We start from the raw sequence: 21,796 nt of genomic DNA, 5'->3' as shown, positions 1-21,796 counted from the left end.
TCGTCGCCGTATGACCACTGTGCTCTGCGTACCACAATGGCAAGGCTCGGCGTCGAGCAAGGCGCAGCGGCTGATGGCCGGTGCCCGCCGCGCCGCCGAGCTCGTTCCGGCCGACGCGGTGGTGACCGTGCCGGTGCTGGAAACCGGCGGTGACAAGGCCGCCGGGATTCGCGCCTACGACGTGCTCGTGGAAAACCAGCGGCTGACGCGGAAGGCACTGGCCGGCATCGACGATCGGGTGATCACCATCGGCGGCGACTGCGCGGTCGACATCCCGCCGATCGCCGCTGCCCACGCCCGCTATGGGGACGCGTTGACGGTGCTCTGGATCGATGCGCACCCGGACGTCTACAGCCCGCAGACCCTGCCCTCGGGCGCCTTCCACGGGATGGTGGTGCGCGCGCTGCTCGGAGACGGGCCGGCCGGCCTCACGCTGGAGCAGCCGCTGGCACCACAGCAGGTGATCATCGCCGGAGAGCGGGCGGGTGACGTGTCCGAGCACGAGTACCTCGCGAAGACCGGCCTGCGCAGATGCGGCGTCGACGACCTGGAGCGCGTCCTCGACGATCTGCGCGGCCCCGTGTACGTCCACATCGACCTCGACGTTCTGGAGCCCACCGCCTTCGGCGCGACCTGCTACCCGGAGCCGGACGGCGTGCAGCCGAGGCGCCTGATCGATCTCGTCTCCCAGGTGGATGACATCGTCGGCGCGGCCATCACCGAGCACGCGCCAGCCAGCGACGAGGTCAACCCCGGCGAGGCCGAGGTGATCCGCCGGCTGGGCACCGCGCTGACGGCCGGCATGTCCTCGGGGCCTTCATCGGCCTGATCGGCACGCCTGGGTCACCACCGCCGCGCGAGCTGGGGGGCAGACCAAGTACGAGAGGATCGAGCGCACCGCCTATCCGCAGTTCAAGCGGTTGACGTCGGCAAGGGTGCTGCACGTGTTCTTCACGCCGTCGCCCGAAGAGGTGACCTGGGCCGAACAGCGCACTGGCGGCCGGGAGTCGTGCTTCGCGCTGGTGCTGGCGTTGAAGTGCTTCCAGAAGAGGGCGCGATTCCCCTCTCCGGACGAGGTCCCTGACGTGGTGATCGACCACGTCCGGCGCTGCCTGGAGTTGCCCGACGACGTCTGTCCGGACCATGGCTTGTCACGGAGCGCGAAGGCGCATCGCAAGCTGGTGCGCGGCTTGCTGGTCGTCGGGCCAGTGCTGGCCGACAACGACCCCGAAGAGCAGGAGAAACTGATCAAGTTCAACACGCTGTTGGCCAACCTGGTCGTCTTCCACAACGCCCTGGACATCTCCGACATCGTGCGGCAGCTGGTCGCCGAAGGCTGGCAGATCACCGCCGATCAGCTCGGCCAAGTCGCTCCCTATCTTCGCGCTCACATCAGCCGCTTCGGCGCCTATGCCACCGAGGACCTGCGGCGCCAGCCCGACCCGTTCGATCCTCTCTTGAAGGAGATCGACTTCGCTGATGTCGACCTGGCCGCCTGAGATTTTCGAATCTGCCCAGCTCATGTGGCTGGCACCACATGAGCTTGTTCACCCTGTGCTACCAGCCGGAGGCCTGAGCGGCGACTCGGGTTTCGGTCACGACACCGCGGCACTCGATGGCACAAACCCGAGCTCAACGAACTGGCCGAGCGGCTGAGCCCGTGGTGTCGGAGTCCGGGGACACTGGCTCTCGCCGCGGCAACAGCGCCGCTGGAACGAGCGCGAGCAGGGAAAGGATGAGGGTGGCGCCGAAGGCGATCGCGTACGCCTGCGGGGCAGAGCCACCGGTGGCGAGGTGGCGGGCCACGATGGCGAGGAGGAAAGCCGTGCCGAAGGAGCCACCGATGCGTTGAATGACGCTGAGCAGGGTGGTCGCCTCGGGAATGGCCTCAGGTGACAACCGCATGTACGCGGCGGCGGCGATGGGGACGGTGGCCAGGCCGAGCCCGACACCACGCAAGAACAGAGCGACGCTCAGCGCCGGATCGATCGCGTCGAGCGCGGCCACGTAGGGCACAGTGCCTGCGGCGGCCACGACCGTGCCGACGATGAGCAGCACGCGAGGTCCGAAGCGGTCGGTGAGCCGCCCGGCCAGGGGCAGCACGGCCATGGTGCCGAGTGCCAAGGGAGCCAGCAGCAAACCTGTTTCCACGCCGGTGGCACCGCGTACCTGCTGGTAGAACAGTGGCAGCAGCACCATGGGGCCGAAGATTGACGCGCCGGCCAGCATCATCAGCCCGCAGGACAGGGCGAATGCCCGCTCGCCGAACAACCGTAGGTCCACCAGGGGATGACGACGGCGGAGGGCTCGGTGCGTGTAGCCGAGCAGCAGCACGGTACCGAGCGCGATCGGCGGCCCGGCGCTGAGGACGTCGGTGGAGGCCGCCAGCCGGGTGCCGCCGTACAGCAGTACCGCCAGTCCAGGGCACAACAGGAGCAGTCCGCGCAGGTCGAAGGGCCGCGGATCGGCGGGCACCGTTTCGGGAAGTCCATGCCAGGACAGGACCAGAGCGGCGATGCTCAGCGGAACGCTGACCCAGAACACCCACCGCCATCCGGGACCGTCGATCAATATGCCGCCGAGGACCGGTCCGAGGAGTGGCGCGAGCTGGCCGGGCACCGCGACCAGTGCCATCACCCGACCCAGCCGCCGTGGTCCCGCCATGGTGGCAAGGATCGTCTGCAACACGGGCAGGATCAGCCCGCTGCCGATCCCCTGCAGGATGCGGAAGACGATGAGGCTAGGGGTGGACCATGCAGCTCCGCACAGCAGCGAGGCCACGGCAAAGATGAGCAGGCTGCTCCGCCACAGTGCCCGGGGGCCGACGCGGCTGAGCGCCCAGGGCATCGCGGGGACGACCACGGCCAGCGTGAGGAGGTGGGCGGTCGCCACCCACTGGATCTGCTCGGTGTCGGCGGCCAGGGCGATCCGGGCATCCTCCAGGGCGACTCCCACGATGGTGGTGTTGAGCAGGGACGCCAGGCCGCCGATCATCAAGATCACGGCATGACGGATCAGAGCCGGCTCCAGCGGATCGAGGTCACCAGACTTTGTTGGCATGCCAGCAGTATGCGCGCTACGATGTTGGCATGCCAACAAGAAGCTCCGAGCAGGCGGCGAGGTCCCACCCGGGAGTTCAGATCGCCGAGGCCCCCCTTGGCTCGCTGTTGCTGCAGGCAGTGCGGGCCCACGCCGCCTTGGCCGCCTCGCTCCTGGCCGACCTGGGCCTGGTGGCCCCACAGGAGGTGGTCCTGCTGTACCTGCAGGACCACGGCCGGACGCCGCAGGCCGAGCTCGTCCGTTTCCTGGGTCGCGACCGCTCCACGGTGACCGCGACCCTGCAGGCCATGCAACGCGCCGAGCTCATCGTGCGGACACCCTCCCAGACCGACCAGCGCGCAATGAACGTCGATCTCACCGGCACCGGACGCGCCCTGTGCCCCCGCATCCGAACCGCCTGGGCCGAACTGGAACGACTCTCCTTCGGCCGGCTCTCACACCCGCAGCGCGAGCAACTGGCGGCCGGCCTCACCGCCGTGCGTGACGCCGCACGCGCCCGCCACGAGGACGCCCACCACGAGGACGCCCACCACGAGGACAAGGAAACCCGCTCGTGAACGACCAGCCTCTGCGCCTGGCACTGATCATCGCCAGCACCCGCCAGGGCCGCTTCGGCGCAGCCATCGGGCGCTGGACCGCCGGCATCGCCGCCGGGCGGCCGGAGTTCGCCACCGACGTCATCGACCTGGCCGAGCTTCACCTGCCCGCCGACCTCAGCGGCTCGGCTCACGCAGCGGAGTTCATCGGCTGCATCGGCGACGCCGACGCCATCCTTGTCGTGACCTGCGAATACAACCATGGCTACCCTGCCTCACTGAAACTCGCGATCGACACCGTGCGCAACGAGTGGGCCGCCAAGCCCGTCGGGTTCGTCTCCTACGGCGGACTCGCCGGCGGGTTGCGCGCCGTCGAACAACTGCGCCAGGTCCTTGCCGAGCTCCATGCCGTCACCCTGCGCGACACGGTCAGCTTCCACTCCCCGCACGACCACGTGGACCAGAACGGACGCGTCACCGACCCCGCCACCGCCAAATCCGCCGAGGCCGCGGCGCACACCCTGTTCGACCGGCTGACCTGGTGGGGGACAGCCCTACGTGCCGCCCGCACAGCCCACCCCTACGCCCTGACCGGCTGAGCGCCGGTCACCACCACGCGCCCAAAGGAGCCCACCTCCATGCCGACCGTCATCGCACTGACCCGCTTCGGCCCCCCGGAAGTCCTGCGGCCCCTGCAGATCGAGACGCCCCGGCCAGGGCCCGGCCAGGCACTCGTGCGGATCCGCGCAGCCGGAGTCAACCCGGTCGACTGCAAGCTCCGCCGCGGCGACTTCGCCGGCACCCACCCCGCCAGTTTCCCGCAACGCCTGGGCAACGAGTTCGCCGGAACGGTCATCGCCCTAGGCCCCGACGTCCCTGCCGACAGTGCCATCGCCGTCGGCACCGACGTGGTGGGCTCGGCCACCGCGCAGGCCTATGCGGAAGTCCTGGTCCTCGACGCCACCGGCCTGGTCGTGAAACCGCCATCGGTCCCGTGGGAGATGGCCGCAGGCCTGCCCGCCGCCGGGCAAACCGCCCACACCGCGCTGTCTCAGCTGGGTGTGGGACCCGGCGATGTCCTCCTGATCCATGCCGCGGCCGGCGGTGTCGGCACCATCGCCACCCAGCTCGCGCGCGAGCTGGGTGCACGGGTCATCGGCACCGCCAGCGAGAACAACCACGACTACCTGCGTAGCCTCGGCGCCACCCCCACCACCTACGGTCCTGGGCTGCTCGACCGCGTCCGCGCTCTCGCACCGGACGGAGTCGACGTCGTCCTAGACCTCATCGGCGGTGAAGCCATCACCACCAGCCTCGCCATGGTCCAGGACCGCCACCGCATCGGGACGACCGTCGACCAGCGTGCCGTCGAGGAACACGGGGTGCGGCGAGTCGGAGGCCGCTCGCTTCCCGCCCTGCGCGAGATCGTCGGCAAGGCGGTAACCGGTCGGCTGACTCTGCCCGTCCGGACGTTTCCTCTACGCGAGGCCGTCGCCGCTCATCGCCTCGTCGAGAGCGGCCACGTGCGCGGCAAGGTGGTCCTCACCGCCTGATCCACCAACACGAAACGTGATTGCTCATGTACGTGATAATGATCTATTATCACGTACATGAGCGATCACGGCGAAGCGGCGACCAGGAGATGCACCGGCCGCGGTGGTGCGCGACTCCGGCACGTTATCCGGTACATTGTGGCGGACGTCGCCCGGCGGCCGACATGAGCACCGCGCCGAAGATCGCCGCTCTGCGCGGCGGGCACGTCACCCTCGCCGCGGCCGCCGACGCCTTCCTGGCCACCCCGCGCACGGCTAACCCCAACACCCACCGTGCCTACGCCTCGGCCGTCGACCGCGTCATCGACCGCCTCGGCCGCGAGCGGCCGCTCGCCGAGGTGACCGACGCCGAGATCGGCCAAGCGCTCACCGAGCTGTGGGGGACGAGCGCGCCGGCGACCTGGAACCGCAACCGCGCCGCCGTCACCTCCTGGCTCATCTGGTGCCAGACCAAGAAGCACTGGGCCGCGCCGTCGGTCCCGGCCGACGCCGAACGCCGCAAGGAAACTGCCGACGAGACCCGCGCCGTCACCAAGACCACAATCCACCGGCTGCTGTCGCGCCGCGACATCCCCCTTCGGGAGCGGGCGCTGTGGCGGATGCTCTATGAAACGGCGGCCAGAGCGGCCGAGATCCTAGCACTGAACGTCGAGGACCTCGACCTGGAGCACCGCCGCGCCCCCATCCGGTCCAAGGGCGGCGCCGTCGAGTGGGTGTATTGGGACAGCGGCACCGCCCACCTACTGCTCCGCCTGCTCCGCCTGCCCGATGGCACCTCACGCACCCACGGCCCACTGTTCCTGTCCGAACGCCGTCCCGTCCCGGCCCGCCGTCCGGCGGCCGCCGACATCTGCCCGCACACCGGCCACGCCCGGCTCGGCTACGACCGCGCCCGCGTCCTGCTGGAGAAGTACGCCAGCCTCGACCTGCACCAACTGCGCCACAGTGCCGCCACCCACCTCGGCGAAGCAGAAGTCCCCCTGCAACTCATCATGGGCAAGACCCGACACAAGAACCCCCGCACCACCATGCGCTACGTCAAGCCCAGCGCCGAAGCCATCGCGGCCATCACCACCCACCTCGCCCCGCCCCGCCGTATCCACTGACCAGCTCTTTTCCGCGGAGGGTAGGGGCCACTGCCCCTTTCTCCCGTACTTGGTCTGCCCCCCCGGCTGGAGCCGGGCGTGACGTTCATCGGACCGCCGGCGCGCAGGCTCGGCCTCCGGGCCGGCGACGCCGACGCCGAGATCGGAAGCGGCTACGTCGGGAGGCCGACCGCGTTGGACGTGTCGGCCTCGAAGTATTCCGTCGTAGCGAAGGGGCCGGTGTGATCCTCGAAGAAGCTCCTGACGCCGTCGATCGAGTCATGGACGATGACGTTCACCGCCTTGGCCCCGTCGGTGCTCGCCACCGCCAGCGTCCACTTGGCACCCTTGGGAAGCCGGCCGTACGCCTTCTTCAGGGAATCCCAGAAAGCATCGTTGTCAGAAATCGTGGAAACAGCCATGACGTGCACTGTGGCACCCTCCTCATTGACTCTCGGATTCACTCGGCAATTGATGTGGAGATACTGTGCGGCACCGTTCTTGAAGTCGTAGATCGCGACTGTCTGAGGGTCTTCGAGCGGATCGTTTGAAGGCATCAAGAAGTGGGTCTCGCTGACCGGGGACAGCTCGTAGTCGAGCTGTTCCGGCTTATTGAGGAGTTGTGCCTCCATGGGGTTCAGGGTGAATGTGAGGTGGAGTTTTCCGCGTTCGGCCGCCACTTCGTAGCGGGTGCCGGGGCGCTCGTAGGAGCCTTCGTACCTGGACAGATCGAGGGCCAGGGCCGGGTCGGGCTCCGGCAGGCCGGGGATCGTGACCGCGCCGAGGTCGGCCAGGATCTCGTTGAACACCTTCCGGTAGAAGCTGTCGCGCGGCCCGGCGTTCGCCAGCATCGAGACGGCGATGTTCGATTCCGGCAGGATCCGCAGGCGGGCGCTCTGGCTGACCGCACTGCCGTCGTGGGCGTAGACGGTCTGGCCGTGCCAATCGCACACGATGAGGCCGAGTGCCCATTCCGGCCCGAACATGTACGGGTCAGGTACGGGGACCCGCGACTCCGTCATCTCGCGGATGATGCCGGGTGAGACGATTCTGGTCCCGTTCGGCGCCTTTCCTTCGTTGAGGAAGACGTAGGCCATCGTGAGTAGTTCCCGGGCTGTCGTGTTGACGTTGCCTCCGGGGCCGAAGAAGCGCGGCAGGTGGCCCAGCGGCGAGAGGATGGGTCCCTCTTCGAGGGATCGGATCAGGTATCCGGTCGCGGCCCGGTTCTGGTCCGCGTGCTCACGCCGGCTGCTCGTCGAGGTGAGTCCCAAAGGGTCGAACAGGCGATCCTTCATGATGTCGTCCCACCGCTTGCCGTCGATCACCTCCATGACGCGGGCGAGGATCGCGTAGCCCAGGGCCGCGCTGTAGCCGTGAGTGTGGCCCAGGGGGTGGACCTGGCAAGCGTCGGCGATGTTCTCCACCATGCGCTTGTACACGTCGTCGTCCTCGCCCGGATCTCCGTAGTTCTCCTCGATGCCGTTGGTGTGGTTGAGGAGATGGCGGGGTGTGACCTTGGCGCTGACGTCGGGGTCGGCGACCCGGAAATCAGGAAGGTAGGTCCGCACCGGCTCGTCCAGGGCGACTTTCCCCTCGTCGACGAGCTGCATGAAGGCGAGGGCGGTCCAGGTCTTGGATACGGAGCCGCACTGGTAGATGGTGTCGGTCCTCGCGGGCTCCCGCGTGGAGATGTTCTTGACGCCGACGGCGAAGTCGGTGATCTCCCCGTCGCTGAGGACGCCGATCGCGGCACTCGGAATCCGGTACTCCGCGAGCAACTCCGAGACGCGCGCTCGTATCCGGGTCACATCCAATGCTCTTGCCCTACGGGGTTCATCGTCTTGTCCGATTCTTTCCATATGCGAAAAGGCTACGTTGCATTTCAAGTCTCGTCAACGAAAGACCTCCAAGGATGGGCGAAAATGCTGGGCTTTCGTGCTGATCGTTGCAACAGAAATGTGGATAAATGCAACCCACACCGACAGCCGTTGCAATGTACTGTTGGTGAACGCACTCGTGAACCCGACCCGAAAGGGGGAGTCGATGCCCGGAGGCAGGCTGACCCACGAGAATCGCCGGCAGATCGCGCTCTGGCTGGCCGAAGGGCTGGGCTACGCCGAGATCGCCAGGCGGCTGGGCAGACCCACATCCACGATCAGCCGCGAAGTGGCACGCAACAGCGCGTCCAGCGGCTACCTGGCCGACCGCGCCCAGCAGGCCGCCGGGCAGCGCGCCCGCCGCCGCGGACCGGTTCAGGCCACGGAGCCACCAGCCGACGGGCGGCCGGCCGAGTCCGTGCGCGGTTTCGTGGAACAGTTCGCGACGCTGCTGGTCGGGACCGGCCTTCCCCGGATGGCCGCTCGCGTGTTCGTCTGCCTGCTCACCTCCGACTCCGGGGGCCTGACGTCCGCCGAGCTCGTACGCCGGCTACAGGTCAGCCCGGCCTCGGTGTCCAAGGCCATCGGTTACCTCGAGGCGATCGAGCTGGTCAGGCGCACACAGGATTCCGGCCGCCGCGAGCGGTACGTCATCGACGACGACGTCTGGCTCCGGGCGTTCAAAGCCGACACCGGGGCACACGCCGAGGTCGCGACGGCCGCGCGGCACGGGATCGAGATCTTCGGCGCCGGCACGCCCGCCGGCACCCGGCTGGGCCAGATGGCTCAGTTCTTCACCTGGATCAGCGAGCAGATGAATGGCAGCGGCCTCACCGACGCCGTCGCGCATGACGCGCTGACAGTACTGGCCGCGCTGGTGTACGCAGCTCGGCCACTCACCGTGGACGAACTCGCCACGGCACTGGACTGGTCCATCCAGCGGGCGGCCGGCGCCCTGGACGCGATCAGCTGTCGTCCGATCCTCTCCGACCCGCTCACCGTGGAGCAGATCGGGCGCGGCGCGTACGCCATCACCCCGAGGCCTGACCGCCTGAGCTCCGCGCAACGCGACGCACTGATCGTCAGTCCGTGCTCGACCCTGGGGACTGGCCCGTGAGGAACAAGTCCGCGAGATCCGGCGGTAAGGGCCCTCGTTGTGGGCTATTCAGGCAGGTCTGCGATCACGTCGCCGTGATCAGCCAAAGGCCGGAGGACTACGGCCGGTTCGGGTCGCCGTCGCGGGTGGAACTGGAGCGGTTCTTCCATCTGATGACGAGGATCGGCGGCTGATCGGCAAAAGACGTGGTGATCACTCGCGCCTGGGCTTCGCCCTCCAGGTCGTCACGGTTCGGCACCTGGGCATGTTCCTGGCCGATCCGTTGGACGTGCCGGTCGAGCTGGTGGACTACCTGGCCGAGCAGCTGGGCACCCGACCCATCCGGCCTGACGAACGGCCTGGTGTGAGCGGCTTCACCGCTCAGAAATCCTCCGCCACGTCGTCAGTTCTGGTAGCCCCTCGCCACCCGCGGAAGGATTGACGACCATGACCGACGCCAGACTGCTAGGCGACACCGACGCCGCGTTCATCGCGGCGGCCCGCTCAAACGACGCAGCACAGTTCGCGCTCATCACGGAGCGCTACCGGCGTGAGCTGCAGGTGCACTGTTACCGGATGCTCGCGAACTACGAGGACGCCCAGGACATGACGCAGGAGACATTCCTGCGGGTGTGGAACAAGCGGGAGTCGTTCAAGGGCCACGCTGCGCTGCGGACCTGGCTGTACCGGATCGCGACGAACGCCTGCCTCGACTTCCTGGAGAAGCGCAACGACCGCACACCCGTGCCTGCCGAGCTGCCGGGCGCGGGCTCGGAAGTGCACTACCTGCAGCCCTACCCGGACCGGATGCTCCCGGAGGACCCGCAGGAATCGGTGGTGGCGCGCGAGACGATCGAGCTGGCGTTCATCGTCGCCGTCCAGCACCTGCCGCCGCGGCAGCGGGCGGCGTTCATCTTGCGCGACGTCCTCGGCTGGCCGGCGTCGAAGGCCGCCAACGCCCTCGAGCTGACCGTCGCATCGGTGACCAGCGCACTGCAGCGGGCGCGCGTGACGATGCGCGAGCAGCTGCCCGACCGCCGCCTCGACTGGCGGAGCCCTGCCACGCACGAGCTGTCGGATGACGAGCGCGGCGTGGTGAAGTCGTATATGGACGCCCATGAGCGCAACGACCTCAACGGGCTGATGGCCCTGCTGCGCGACGACCTGCGCTTCGCGATGCTGCCCGAGCCGGGCACCTTGATCGTCACGGCCAAGGACGCGGTGGACGGCTGGGTCTCCAATGGGCTCTTCCAGCGCGGCTACGACGACTGGCGCTGCATCCCCACGACGGTCAACCGCATGCCTGCCGCCGTGCTGTACCTCCGCACCCCCGACGACCCGGAATACCGTTTGTTCAACATCGCTGTCCTGCACATCGTCGACGGGAAAATCGCCGAGCTCACCGGATTCGACGCCACCGCCAAACCATGGCTGAGTCTGCCCGCGACGCCCCGGCGAGCGTCGCGCCGCTGATGTCCATCGGGCCGCCGTCGTCGGCCCTGAGCCTGGTGATCTCGGCGACCGCGTCGCCGGTGACCAGGCGGGTGTTCCAGTCGACCTTGCCGATCGTCGATGAGAACACCACCTTCGGCATGTCCCGCCAGCGGCGCGCGAACTCGATCTCCGCCGGTGTGGCACCCGGCTGCTTGTCGGCGGTCGGCCAGTGGGAGCTCATCGTCTCCCACAGCTTGCGCCCGTACAGCGCCAGGCCCGTCGCCTCCACCCGGTCGGACCACCACTGGAACAGCTCGGCGCTCGGCGACGAGTCCGGTCCCTCCCCGCCACTCCAGCCGAGGTCGTCGCCGGGCGCGGCGATGTAGCCGTCCAGGGTCACGTTCATGCCGGAGATCAGTTTCCGCATCGTGCCAGCCTCCCGTGAGTCGATCTCACACGTACAGACGGGCGCGGCGCGGAAACCCAATCGGTGCGCGATCTGCGTCCGCAGGTAGTCCTCGCGTTCCGGACTCAGCACGGCGTACTCGGCGGGCTCGAGCACCACCGACCGGGGGACCGCGTAGCCGCGGCGGGTGTTCGCCACCGCGATCGTGTCCAGGAACGTGGCCACCGCGTCCGCCAGCCGCACGCTCGCCGCCGGCACCGGAAGCGTCCGCACCGTGGCCATCCGACCCGCCTCGACGCTCAACGCGGCGTAGCCCTTGTCCACGAGCTCGGCGAACGTGGCGGCGTGCACGGCGGCACGTACTTTGGCGCCACGGCCGACCGGTACTTCGCGATGGAACTGCAGCGCCGGGCCGACGCCGCCGGGCACGAACTCCGCAGCATGGCCGTCGCACCTGGACTCACCTGCACGAACGTGCTCACCGGCGGCGCCAACAGCAGCAGGGGACGGCTGTATGCGACCCTCACGCGCCTGATGGTGCGCGTGGCCTTCCGTCCCACCCAGGAAGGGGCGAAGACTTCCCTGTACGCGGCGACCGTGCCGGACCTGCCCGGCGCTGAATCGTTGGATCTTCTGTGTAGAGTTTTGCTGGCATTTCTGGCTGTTGACGAGGATGAACCTTCAAATGCGGTTGCGGCCCATCGATCTGGCGCGCGAGCACGGCCTGTCCACGCAGGCGGTGCGCAACTACGAAGAGGCGGGGATCCTGCAGCCGGCCGAGCGCTCTCCGCACGGCTACCGTGTCTACGCTCCGCGCCATGCGGCGGCGTTGCGGACGTTCCTGGCGTTGATCCCCGCGCACGGCCACCCGACCGCGGGGGCGATCATGCGGGCGGCGAACGGCGGCACGGTCGAGGAGGCGCTGCGGCTGATCGACGAGAGCCACGCGCAGTTGGCCGGCGACCGGCACACGCTGGAGGCAGTGGAAAGAGCGCTGCGTGACCTGGAGCCGCCGCGTGAGCTGGAGCCGGGTGTGACGTTCATCGGGCCACTGGCGCGCAGGCTCGGCATCCGGCCGGCGACGTTGCGCAAATGGGAGCAGGCCGGGCTGATCGTGCCCCGGCGCGACCCGCGCACCGGCTACCGCGTCTACACCTCCGCCGACGTGCGCGACGTGCTGCTGGCTCACCAGTTGCGGCGGGGCGGGCACGGGCTGGAGCAGATCGCGCGGGTGCTGGAGCAGGTGCGGGCGGCGGGCGGCCCGGAGCCGCTGCGGGCGACGCTGCGGGAGTGGCGCGACCGGCTGACGGCGCGCGGGCTGGCGATGCTGGCGGGAGCGGCCGCGCTCGACGCCTATCTGAGGACGCCATAGCGTCTGGGGGACTGCCCGGATGGTCCGTGGGCAGCCCGCCCCATGATCGTTGTCAGCGAGGACCGTTGTCCGCCGGTTGCCTGCCCCCGGCGCCCCGGGTGCCCGTGAGGGTTTGGATCAGGCGCCGACGTAGGCCGCCAGGTGCTCGCCGGTGAGGGTGGAGCGGGCGGCGATGAGGTCGGCGGGTGTGCCCTCGAAGACGATCCGGCCGCCGTCGTGCCCGGCGCCGGGGCCGAGGTCGATGATCCAGTCGGCGTGCGCCATGACCGCCTGGTGGTGCTCGATGACGATGACCGACTTGCCGGAGTCGACGAGCCGGTCGAGCAGGCCGAGCAGTTGCTCGACGTCGGCGAGGTGCAGGCCGGTGGTCGGCTCGTCCAGGATGTAGACGCCGCCCTTCTCGGCCATGCGGGTCGCCAGCTTGAGCCGCTGCCGCTCACCGCCGGACAGCGTGGTGAGCGGCTGGCCGAGGCTGAGGTAGCCGAGCCCGACGTCGGCGAGCCGGTCGAGGATGGCGTGCGCGGCCGGCGTGCGCGCCTCGCCGGCGCCGAAGAACTCCTCGGCCTCGGTCACCGACATCGCGAGCACCTCGCTGATGTCGCGGCCGCCGAGGTGGTGGTCCAGCACCGAGGCCTCGAACCGCTTGCCGTCACACTCCTCGCAGGTGCTGGCGACGCCGGCCATCATCGCCAGGTCGGTGTAGATGACGCCGGCGCCGTTGCAGGTGGGGCAGGCGCCCTCGGAGTTGGCGCTGAACAGCGCCGGCTTCACGCCGTTGGCCTTGGCGAACGCCTTGCGGATCGGGTCGAGCAGTCCGGTGTAGGTCGCCGGGTTGCTCCGCCGCGAGCCGCGGATGGCGCTCTGGTCGACCGAGACGACACCCGCGGCGGCGGGGATCGATCCGTGGATCAGCGAGCTCTTGCCAGAGCCGGCGACGCCGGTGACGACGCAGAGGACGCCAAGTGGGACGTCGACGTCGACGTCCTGAAGGTTGTGACGGGTGGCGCCGCGGATCTCCAGCGTGCCGGTGGGGATGCGCACCTTCGGCTTGAGCGACGCCCGGTCGTCGAGGTGGCGGCCGGTGATGGTGTCGCCGGCCCGCAGCCCTTCGAGGGTGCCCTCGTAGCAAATGGTGCCGCCCGCCGTACCGGCGCCGGGGCCGAGGTCGATGACGTGGTCGGCGATCGCGATCGTCTCCGGCTTGTGCTCCACGACGAGCACCGTGTTGCCCTTGTCCCGGAGCCGCAGCAGCAGGTCGTTCATCCGCTGGATGTCATGGGGGTGCAGGCCGATGGTGGGCTCGTCGAAGACGTAGGTGGTGTCGGTGAGCGAGGAGCCGAGGTGGCGGATCATCTTGACGCGCTGCGCCTCGCCGCCCGACAGCGTGCCCGCGGGCCGCTCGAGCGAGAGGTAGCCCAGCCCGATCTCCACGAACGAGTCGAGCGTGTGCAGCAGCTTGGCGAGCAACGGCGCGACCGACGGCTCGTCAAGGCCGCGGACCCATTCGGCCAGGTCGCTGATCTGCATCGCGCAGGCGTCGGCGATGTTGACCCCGCCGATCCGCGAGGAGCGAGCCCCCTCGCTGAGCCGGGTGCCATCGCACTCGGGACAGGTGGTGAAGGTGACCGCCCGGTCCACGAACGCCCGGATGTGCGGCTGCATCGCCTCCCGGTCCTTGGAGAGGAACGACTTCTGGATCTTCGGGATGAGGCCCTCGTAGGTGAGGTTGACGCCGTCGACCTTCACCTTGACCGGCTCCCGGTAGAGGAAGTCGTGCAGTTCCTTCTTGGTGTAGTCGCGGATCGGCTTGTTCGGGTCGACGAAACCCGACTCGGCGTAGACCCGCACCGTCCAGAAGCTCTCCGATTTCCAGCCGGGGATGGTGAACGCGCCCTCGGCGAGCGACTTGGAGTCGTCGTAGAGCTGGGTGAGGTCGATGTCGGTGACCGCGCCCCGGCCTTCGCAGCGCAGGCACATGCCGCCGGTGATGCTGAAGTCGCGCTTCTCCTTCACGGTCTTTCCGGCGCGCTCGATCTTGACGGCACCCGCTCCGCTGATCGAGGCGACGTTGAAGGAGAAGGCCTGGGGTGAGCCGATGTGCGGCCGGCCGAGCCGGCTGAAGAGGATGCGCAGCATCGCGTTGGCGTCGGTGGCGGTGCCGACGGTGGAGCGGGGGTCGGCCCCCATCCGCTGCTGGTCGACGATGATCGCGGTCGTCAGCCCTTCGAGGACGTCGACCTCGGGCCGCGCCATCGTCGGCATGAAGCCCTGGACGAACGCGCTGTAGGTCTCGTTGATCAGCCGCTGCGACTCCGCGGCGATCGTGCCGAACACCAGCGAGCTCTTGCCCGAGCCGGACACGCCGGTGAACACCGTGAGCCGTCGCTTCGGGATCTCGACGCTGACGTCCTTGAGGTTGTTCACGCGCGCACCGTGCACGCGGATCAGCTCGTGGCTGTCGGCAATGTGCGGCGCGGGCGACGGCAGGTCCGTCCTCGTGGCCGTGCTCATCGGCTCTCCATCTGTTACGCGGGGCCGCCTTCGCGGTCTCCGTCTTCGTCGCTTGGCTCGATCTAACGAGCTTCGAACATTATGTCGGTTTCTTCGTCATTGCGACTGGACTCCGGCCACGCGGGGAGCCTGGCCGGAGATGTCAGGCGGCCAGGCTAGATGGGGCTCGATGACCGGCGCTTCTCCATTCCTGATCGGTTCGGTCACCTGCTTCGCGACGCGTCCTGTTCGACCGCCTCGCCGGCCCGAACGGGGAGAAACGCGTGTGGGCTCCTCCCGGAGAACCGGGAGGAGCCCACACGATCCAACCGCTGAGGGTCAGGGCAGATCGGGGTAGCGACCGTAGTAGTCGCCGACCTGCTGGCGGTAGCCCGGGTCCTTGTGAGTGGCCTCGTCGAACTCGGGCGCGTCCTTGATCTCTTCCTTGGTACGAGCCAGGAAGACCTTCTTGTTCTGGGGGTCGACCTCGGTCACGGTGCTGGCCGGCAGGATGACCTTCTTGCCGAAGATCCAGAAACCGGTGTCGACGACCAGATAGCTGTCGCCGACGGCGTTGCTCTCCTCGTCGACCGATCCGATCTTCCCGTCGACGGCTTCGACGTCGAACCCGATCAGGCTCACGCTGGTGTCGGAGGCGACGCCTTCGCGGTAGCTCCACGGCTGAGTCATATGGGGGTTGCTCCCTGTCGTCGATGGTGTGACAGGGCTTCGGCTACCCAGCCATCGCGCGGCAAACGTCCCGCCCGCGATGACGGGCGGCACCGGCCGGCCGAAGGGATGTGGCTGCGCCAGCTTCGTTCATCCATAGAGTTAGGGCAGAAAGTGCAGGTAGCCTTCTGGCGTTCCACCAGAGACAAGCATCCCATGGGAGCATATTTTGACCGTCCACGGAGACGCCGATCGGCTCCGCATCGAAATGCTGCTGAGGGAGCAGGAAGAACGCATTCTCAAGCGCTGGCTCGACATCGCCGGAGCCACCGCCGGGGGCCGCGCGGAGCATGGAGTCCTGACCGGGCGGCTGCGCGAGATCTACCAGGCCCTGCTGAGGTCGCTGTCCGAGGGAGGCGACTCCAGCGACCTGCGCGGGCTGCTGGCCGAGTTGTCCCGCGCCCAGGCTCGGGAGGGGTTCACTCCGTCCGACACCGCCGTCCTCATGCTCAGCCTCAAGGAGGCGCTGTACGAGGCCGTCGAGGCCGACGAGGACTCCTCGGCCCTGCGCGGCTACGTCTGGTTCTCCAAGTACGTCGACGACCTGGCGCTCTACACGTTCGAGACCTACGTCACCGCCCGCGAGAAGATCATCACGGACCAGTCCGAGCAGCTGCTGGAGCTGTCCACGCCGGTGGTCAAGCTGTGGGAGGGCATCCTCGCGGTGCCCCTGGTGGGCACGCTCGACTCCGCCCGCACGCAGGTGGTCATGGAGAAGCTGCTCCAGGCGCTGGTCGAGACCGGCTCCGAGCACGCGGTGATCGACATCACCGGCGTGCCCGCGGTCGACACCCAGGTGGCCCAGCACCTGCTCAAGACCGTGGCGGCCGCGCGGCTGATGGGCGCGGAGTGCGTGGTCTCCGGCATCCGCCCGCAGATCGCCCACACCATCGTCACCCTGGGCATCGAGTTCGGTGACATCGTCACCAAGTCCTCGTTGTCCGACGCCCTGGCACACGCGCTGCGGCAGAGCGGCGTGCAGGTGACGCGGGGAGCAGGCAAGCGCGTCGTGGTTGCGACGGAGCGGGCCTGATGGAGCGTGTGCCGGTCCTCAAACTCGGCGACATCCTTATCGTCTCCATCCAGATCGACCTGCAGGACCAGGGCGTTCTCGCGCTGCAGGAGGATCTGGCCGACGCGGTCGTCGAGAGCGGCGCCCGCGGCGTGATCATTGACATCACCGCCGTAGAGATCGTCGACTCCTTCATCGGCCGCATGCTGGCCACCATCGCCTCCATCTCCCGTGTGCTCGACGCCGAGACGATCGTCGTGGGCATGCGCCCCGCGGTCGCGATCACGCTCGTCGAGCTCGGCCTATCGCTCGGCGGCGTCCGCACCGCACTCAATCTCGAGAAGGGCGTCGCGCTGCTCGAAGACCGCGACAACGCCGGCACGGTCGCGGTGCCGAAGTGACGGACGCCATCGAGCTGCCCATCGCCGTCAACAGCGACGTGGTCGTGGTGCGCCAGCGCGTGCGCACCAGCGCCCAGGAGGTCGGCCTGTCGCTGGTCGACCAGACGAAGGTGGTGACCGCCGCCAGCGAGCTGGCCCGCAACACCCTGGTGTACGCCGGTGGTGGCCGGGTGCGAATCGAGGTCGTCAACAACGGCGCACGCGGCGGGCTGCGGCTCACCTTCGCCGACGAGGGCCCCGGCATCCCCGATCTGGAGCTGGCGCTCACCGACGGCTGGACCACGGGGGGCGGGCTCGGGCTGGGCCTGAGCGGCTCCCGTCGCCTCGTGGACGAGTTCGACCTGGAGTCCAAACCTGGCGAGGGCACCCGGGTGACGGTGGTCAAGTGGGCCAGGTGATCCGGTCCAGGGATGAGGCATGGGTCCGGATCGAGGACGCGAGCGCCATCGGAGCCGTCCGCCGCGCCGCCGCGGCGCTCGCCGAGGCGTCGGGCTTCGGTGAGCACGACCGCGGGAGGGTGGCGCTCGCGGTGAGCGAGGCGGCCTCCAACCTGGTCAAGCACGCCACGGAGGGCATGATGCTGATCCGGCCCCTTCCGGAGCCGGCCGCTGCCGTCGAGGTCATCGCCCTGGACAGGGGGCCGGGCATCCGCGACTTCACCCGCGCCCTGCGCGACGGCTACTCCACCACGGGCACGCTCGGCGTCGGGCTCGGCGGCATCGCCCGGATGGCCTCCTCTCACGAGGTCTACTCCGTCCCCGGACGCGGAACAGTGATCAGCATGTGCTTCACCGCCGGCGCGGACCCGGCGCCCGCCTCCCGGGTGAGCGGGCTGACCCGGCCCATCGGCGAGGAGAGCGTGTCCGGCGACGCGTTCGCCTGCGTGGACAGCTCCGACACGGCGGTCGCGATGCTGTGTGACGGGCTCGGCCACGGCGAGCTGGCGGCCATCGCCTCCCGGCAGGCGGTGCGGGTCTTCCAGGAGCACAGCGATCTGCCGCCGGTGTCCCTGCTGGAGCGTATTCACCGCGCGCTGGCCGGCACCCGAGGCGGCGCCGTGGCGGTGACCAGGCTCGACCGCCGGAGCGGGCTGGTCCGCTACGCCGGGGTGGGCAACGTCTCAGGCTGGATCGTGCACGCCGAGGGCAGGCAGGGCATGATCTCCGTCCCGGGCATCGCCGGCCATCAGAGCAGGACGTTGCGCGAGTATGAATACACCGCGCCGCCGCACAGCCTGGTCGTGATGCACTCCGACGGGCTCTCCGACCGGTGGGACGTCTCCTCCTTCCCCGGGCTGACGACGCGCTCCCCGACGGTCGTGGCCGCCACGCTGCTCAGGGATGCCGGCACGCGCAGGGACGACGCTTGCGTTCTCGTCATGAGGCGCACCGCGTGAGCGCGGCGGAGCTGGCCAGGATCAGCGTCAGGAACGATCAGGACGTCTTCGCCATGCGCAGGGTGGGGCGCGAGGTCGCCGCGGCGTCCGGCATGTCCGAGCAGGATCAGATCCGGGTGGCGACGGCGCTGAGCGAGGTGGGGCGCGAGATCGTGGTCGAGGGCCACGCCGATGTCGGCGTCGCCTTCCTGCTCGATGAGGACGACCTCGTGGTCTCGCTGAGCTTCCCTACCGGGGACGGCTACTCGTCCTCCGACGGCGTGGTGATGGCGGGACGGCTCATGGACGTGGTCGAGGCGGACGGCCCCGGCCAGGTGATCATGCGCAAGCGGCTCTCGTCGGGGCCGCCGGTGCTGCCGATCAGGCAGATCCGCGCCCGGATCGACGCGCTGACGCCCACGAGCGCGCTGGCAGAGCTGCGTCAGCAGAACCGTGAGCTGGCCACGACCCTGGAGGAGGTGCGCCAGCTCAACACCGAGCTGGAGGAGACCAACCAGGGGGTCATGGCCCTGTACAACCAGCTGTCGGCCGAACTGGAGGAGACCAACCGCGGAGTCGTCGCGCTCTACGCCGAGCTGGATGAGAAGTCGCTGCAACTGCGCGAGGCGGGCGAGGCCAAGAACCGGTTCTGGGCCACGGTCAGCCACGAGCTGCGCACCCCGCTCAACTCGATCATCGGCCTGGTCCGCCTCCTGACCGGCACCGGCGGGGAGCCGCTGGGCGCCGAGCAGGCGCACCAGATCGGCCTCATCGGCTCATCGGCGGAGACCCTCCTGGCGCTGGTCAGCGAGCTGCTCGACCTGGCCAAGGCCGAAGCCGGGCGGCTCGACCCGCAGCCGACCACCGTCGACCTGGTCGCGGTGACCGAGCGGCTGCGGCTGACGCTGTGGCCGACCTCCGGCACCGAGCGGGTCAGGCTGACGGCGCACGTGCCGGAGCCGGCGCCGACGATGCTGGCCGACGAGGCGATGCTCATCAGAATCCTGCGTAACCTGCTGGCCAACAGCCTGAAGTTCACCGACGAGGGCGAGGTCGCGCTGCGGGTGACCCACGACGCCGCGGCCAGCGAGATGGTGTTCACCGTGACCGACACCGGGATCGGCATCCCCGCCGAGCACCTCGAGCACGTCTTCGAGGAGTTCTACCAGGTGCCGGGTCCGGCGCAGCTGCGGGCCAAGGGCACCGGGCTCGGCCTGCCGTACGCGCGCAGGCTGGCCGAGGCGATGGGCGGGACCCTTGAGCTGATCAGCACGCAGGGGGAGGGCACCACGGCGACGCTCCGGCTTCCCCACCACGCGCAGGACGGCTTTGTGGTGAACCGGATCCTCATCGCCGATGACGACGAGAACTTCCGCGCCGGGCTGCGCCGCATGCTCACCGGGTTCGCCGTCCACATCGACGTGGCCCCCGACGGCGCGGCCGCGCTGGAGGCGATGGCCGCCGCGCCGCCCGACCTCGCGCTGCTGGACCTGCTGATGCCGGGCCTCGGCGGCGCGGCGCTCCGGCAGCGGATGGCCGACGACGCGCGGCTGCGCGACATCCCCGTGATCATCGTCACCGCGGCGGCGTCCACTCACCACCCGAACCAGGCCGACGCGGTGCTCGCCAAGAACGGCCTGCGCCGAGACGTGCTGCTGGGCGCCATCCGGCAGGCGTTGGGGAGCCATGATGACTGAAAGCGGGAAAGACCAGGCGGTGGTCCTCGTCGTGGACGACACGCCGACCAAGCTCTACATCCTGTCCAGCTGGTTGCGACGGGCCGGCCACCAGGTCGCCGAGGCGACCGGCGGGCTGGAGGCGCTGCGGAAGGTCAGGGAGATCCACCCCGACCTGGTCGTGCTGGACGTCCGCCTGCCGGACATCTCCGGGTACGAGGTCTGCGAGCAGATCAAGAGTGATCCCGCCTCGTCCTCGATCCCGGTCATCCAGATCTCGGGAGCGGCGATCACCACCGCCGACCGGGCGCTCGGGCTGCACCGCGGCGCCGACGCCTACCTGGCCGAGCCCATCGAGCCGGACGAGTTCGCCGCGACGGTCGAGGCGACCCTGCGCTACTACCGGGCACGGCAGCGGGCCGAACGCCTGGCCGGCAGGCTGGGCGCGCTCACCGAGCTCACGCTGGCGCTGAACGCCGCCGAGACGTTCGACGACCTGCTGTCCACCGCCGTCGAGGGCACCAGCCGGATCCTCGGCAGGCGTGCCGGAGCGCTGACGCTGCACCCCGACGGCCGGCCTCGCAGGTTCACCGCCAGGCCGCCCAGCGGCGCCACCACGGCCAGGAGCGCGCCGCCCGCCGCCCTGGAAGGGCTGACCGAGCTGGCTCTGGGCGACCGGGCGGGCACGGAGATCTTCACCATCCCGTACGACTACTGGTCGGAGGTGGCGCCCGACACCCCGGCCCGCCAGGACATCGTGGCCGTCATGTCGCGCACGAAGCTCAACCGGCCGGCCATCTGCCTCGGCGTGGAGCAGGACTCCGAGCTCGACGAGGACGAGCTGAGCATCCTGCGGCAGCTCGGCCAGGCCGTCGCGCTCGCGGTGGAGGCGCTGCGCGCCTACGCCGAGGAGCACGCGATCGCGCTCACCCTCCAGCGCAGCCTGCTGCCCTCCCGCGTGCCCGAGGTGGCCGGGCTCGACATCGGCTGGCGCTACCAGCCGGCCGTCGACAACGTCGAGGTGGGCGGTGACTTCTACGAGGTGCTGGAGCTCGGCGAGCAGGTCCTGATCGGCATCGGCGACGTGCAGGGGCACTCGCTGGCGGCCGCGACCGTGATGGCCGAGCTGCGCCACGCGCTGCGGGCCTCGCTCATCGACTCGGTGGATCTCGCCCGGTCGCTGGCGCTGCTCAACAACGTGCTGCGGCGCTACCACCCGCGCATGACCGCCACCGTGTGCCTGACGCTCGTCGATCCGGCGACGGGGGAGACGCTGGTCGCCAACGCCGGTCACATCCCGCCGCTGCTGATCGCCCCCGACGGCACGGCCCGCTACCACGAGCTCGGCAACCTGCTGCTGGGCGTGGCCGAGGAGGTCTACCGGGTCGACCGCGTGACCGTGCCGCCCGGCGGAACGGTGCTGATGTTCACCGACGGACTCATCGAGGACCGCGACAAGTACCTCGACGAGAGCCTGGAGATCGCCAGGAAGGCGGCCGAGTCGATCGGGGACGACGTGGACGAGTTCGCCGACCGGCTGATCGAGAGCTTCGGCGCCCGGGAGGACGACGTCGCCCTGGTGCTCTTCCGGCGCGGGCATCACCGGACTTGACCTGCCCGGCAGCCGCCGACGTCGAGGGCGAGGTGGTTGACCGTGCCGTCGCGCCCCTCGTTGATCACCGGACTTTCGGCGA

At 69.4% G+C, this 21,796-nt stretch carries 18 protein-coding genes and 4 pseudogenes; 17 read left to right on the top strand and 5 right to left on the bottom strand.

Annotated elements, in window-relative coordinates:
• The first annotated feature begins 10 nt into the window (after positions 1–10).
• From AB0I38_RS03265 to AB0I38_RS40345, 3 genes and pseudogenes are all read left to right on the top strand, one after another.
• On the top strand, positions 11–829 hold the full coding sequence (locus AB0I38_RS03265; RefSeq protein ID WP_358461095.1) for an arginase family protein: 819 nt from the start codon (positions 11–13) through the stop codon (positions 827–829).
• Between the two features lie 58 nt (positions 830–887).
• Positions 888–1,196 (top strand): annotated as a pseudogene (locus tag AB0I38_RS40350) (DUF4158 domain-containing protein); the annotation flags it as partial.
• 12 nt (positions 1,197–1,208) lie between these two features.
• A pseudogene (locus tag AB0I38_RS40345) lies at positions 1,209–1,499 on the top strand (Tn3 family transposase); the annotation flags it as partial.
• A 133-nt stretch (positions 1,500–1,632) separates the two neighbouring features.
• On the opposite strand, the gene AB0I38_RS03255 reads toward AB0I38_RS40345, so the two are convergent.
• Complete coding sequence (locus AB0I38_RS03255; RefSeq protein WP_358461092.1) at positions 1,633–3,060, bottom strand: DHA2 family efflux MFS transporter permease subunit; 1,428 nt, start codon at positions 3,058–3,060, stop codon at positions 1,633–1,635.
• Between the two features lie 29 nt (positions 3,061–3,089).
• Between AB0I38_RS03255 and AB0I38_RS03250 the strand changes: the two genes are divergently transcribed.
• From AB0I38_RS03250 to AB0I38_RS03235, 4 genes are all read left to right on the top strand, one after another.
• Positions 3,090–3,617: a MarR family winged helix-turn-helix transcriptional regulator gene (locus AB0I38_RS03250; RefSeq protein ID WP_358461088.1), complete on the top strand. Its 528-nt coding sequence runs from the start codon at positions 3,090–3,092 to the stop codon at positions 3,615–3,617.
• Positions 3,614–4,195 (top strand): NADPH-dependent FMN reductase, encoded by a 582-nt coding sequence (locus AB0I38_RS03245; protein ID WP_358461085.1) that lies wholly within the window; start codon positions 3,614–3,616, stop codon positions 4,193–4,195. The genes AB0I38_RS03250 and AB0I38_RS03245 overlap by 4 nt, the downstream gene beginning before the upstream one ends.
• A 39-nt stretch (positions 4,196–4,234) precedes the next feature.
• The gene (locus AB0I38_RS03240; RefSeq protein ID WP_358461082.1) at positions 4,235–5,149 is read left to right on the top strand and encodes an NADP-dependent oxidoreductase; all 915 of its coding nucleotides are present in this window, start codon (positions 4,235–4,237) and stop codon (positions 5,147–5,149) included.
• A gap of 164 nt (positions 5,150–5,313) precedes the next feature.
• On the top strand, positions 5,314–6,255 hold the full coding sequence (locus tag AB0I38_RS03235) for a tyrosine-type recombinase/integrase (protein WP_358461079.1): 942 nt from the start codon (positions 5,314–5,316) through the stop codon (positions 6,253–6,255).
• 152 nt (positions 6,256–6,407) lie between these two features.
• On the opposite strand, the gene AB0I38_RS03230 is transcribed toward AB0I38_RS03235, so the two are convergent.
• On the bottom strand, positions 6,408–8,042 hold the full coding sequence (locus tag AB0I38_RS03230) for a serine hydrolase (RefSeq protein ID WP_358461076.1): 1,635 nt from the start codon (positions 8,040–8,042) through the stop codon (positions 6,408–6,410).
• 235 nt (positions 8,043–8,277) lie between these two features.
• Between AB0I38_RS03230 and AB0I38_RS03225 the strand changes: the two genes are divergently transcribed.
• From AB0I38_RS03225 to AB0I38_RS03215, 3 genes and pseudogenes are all read left to right on the top strand, one after another.
• Positions 8,278–9,228, top strand: coding sequence for a helix-turn-helix domain-containing protein (locus AB0I38_RS03225; RefSeq protein ID WP_436838719.1), 951 nt, complete (start codon positions 8,278–8,280; stop codon positions 9,226–9,228).
• A gap of 74 nt (positions 9,229–9,302) precedes the next feature.
• Positions 9,303–9,541: pseudogene (locus AB0I38_RS03220) on the top strand (DUF4158 domain-containing protein); the annotation flags it as partial.
• A 113-nt stretch (positions 9,542–9,654) separates the two neighbouring features.
• Complete coding sequence (locus AB0I38_RS03215; protein WP_358461070.1) at positions 9,655–10,680, top strand: RNA polymerase subunit sigma-70; 1,026 nt, start codon at positions 9,655–9,657, stop codon at positions 10,678–10,680.
• Here the strand turns inward: AB0I38_RS03215 and AB0I38_RS03210 are convergent.
• Positions 10,652–11,068, bottom strand: a pseudogene (locus AB0I38_RS03210) (dihydrofolate reductase family protein); the annotation flags it as partial. The gene AB0I38_RS03215 and the pseudogene AB0I38_RS03210 overlap by 29 nt on opposite strands.
• A gap of 664 nt (positions 11,069–11,732) precedes the next feature.
• Here AB0I38_RS03210 and AB0I38_RS03205 point away from each other — a divergent pair.
• Complete coding sequence (locus AB0I38_RS03205; protein ID WP_358461067.1) at positions 11,733–12,419, top strand: MerR family transcriptional regulator; 687 nt, start codon at positions 11,733–11,735, stop codon at positions 12,417–12,419.
• A gap of 117 nt (positions 12,420–12,536) precedes the next feature.
• Here AB0I38_RS03205 and AB0I38_RS03200 read toward each other — a convergent pair whose 3' ends face one another.
• A complete protein-coding gene (locus AB0I38_RS03200; RefSeq protein ID WP_358461064.1) occupies positions 12,537–14,930 on the bottom strand; it encodes an excinuclease ABC subunit UvrA in 2,394 nt (797 codons plus the stop codon).
• A 318-nt stretch (positions 14,931–15,248) separates the two neighbouring features.
• Positions 15,249–15,599, bottom strand: a complete 351-nt coding sequence (locus AB0I38_RS03195) for a PRC-barrel domain-containing protein (RefSeq protein WP_358461061.1) — start codon at positions 15,597–15,599, stop codon at positions 15,249–15,251.
• A gap of 208 nt (positions 15,600–15,807) precedes the next feature.
• On the opposite strand from AB0I38_RS03195, the gene AB0I38_RS03190 reads away from it, so the two are divergent.
• From AB0I38_RS03190 to AB0I38_RS03165, 6 genes are read left to right on the top strand one after another with little or no spacing between them, the layout of a single operon-like run.
• Complete coding sequence (locus tag AB0I38_RS03190) at positions 15,808–16,671, top strand: STAS domain-containing protein (protein WP_436838710.1); 864 nt, start codon at positions 15,808–15,810, stop codon at positions 16,669–16,671.
• The gene (locus tag AB0I38_RS03185) at positions 16,671–17,051 is read left to right on the top strand and encodes an STAS domain-containing protein (protein WP_358461059.1); all 381 of its coding nucleotides are present in this window, start codon (positions 16,671–16,673) and stop codon (positions 17,049–17,051) included. Before AB0I38_RS03190 ends, AB0I38_RS03185 begins: the two co-directional genes overlap by 1 nt.
• The gene (locus AB0I38_RS03180; protein ID WP_358461057.1) at positions 17,048–17,449 is read left to right on the top strand and encodes an anti-sigma regulatory factor; all 402 of its coding nucleotides are present in this window, start codon (positions 17,048–17,050) and stop codon (positions 17,447–17,449) included. The genes AB0I38_RS03185 and AB0I38_RS03180 overlap by 4 nt, the downstream gene beginning before the upstream one ends.
• On the top strand, positions 17,437–18,447 hold the full coding sequence (locus AB0I38_RS03175; protein ID WP_358461054.1) for an ATP-binding protein: 1,011 nt from the start codon (positions 17,437–17,439) through the stop codon (positions 18,445–18,447). The genes AB0I38_RS03180 and AB0I38_RS03175 overlap by 13 nt, the downstream gene beginning before the upstream one ends.
• Positions 18,417–20,123: an ATP-binding response regulator gene (locus AB0I38_RS03170; protein WP_358461051.1), complete on the top strand. Its 1,707-nt coding sequence runs from the start codon at positions 18,417–18,419 to the stop codon at positions 20,121–20,123. The genes AB0I38_RS03175 and AB0I38_RS03170 overlap by 31 nt, the downstream gene beginning before the upstream one ends.
• Positions 20,113–21,714, top strand: coding sequence for a fused response regulator/phosphatase (locus tag AB0I38_RS03165; RefSeq protein ID WP_358461048.1), 1,602 nt, complete (start codon positions 20,113–20,115; stop codon positions 21,712–21,714). The genes AB0I38_RS03170 and AB0I38_RS03165 overlap by 11 nt, the downstream gene beginning before the upstream one ends.
• Positions 21,715–21,796: the final 82 nt, after the last annotated feature.

The organism is Nonomuraea cavernae (genome assembly GCF_040655715.1).
Classification (GTDB): Bacteria; Actinomycetota; Actinomycetes; order Streptosporangiales; family Streptosporangiaceae; genus Nonomuraea; species Nonomuraea cavernae_A.
The sequence above is the reverse complement of the archived record's forward strand: the minus strand, read 5'-3'. Positions and strand labels throughout refer to the sequence as shown.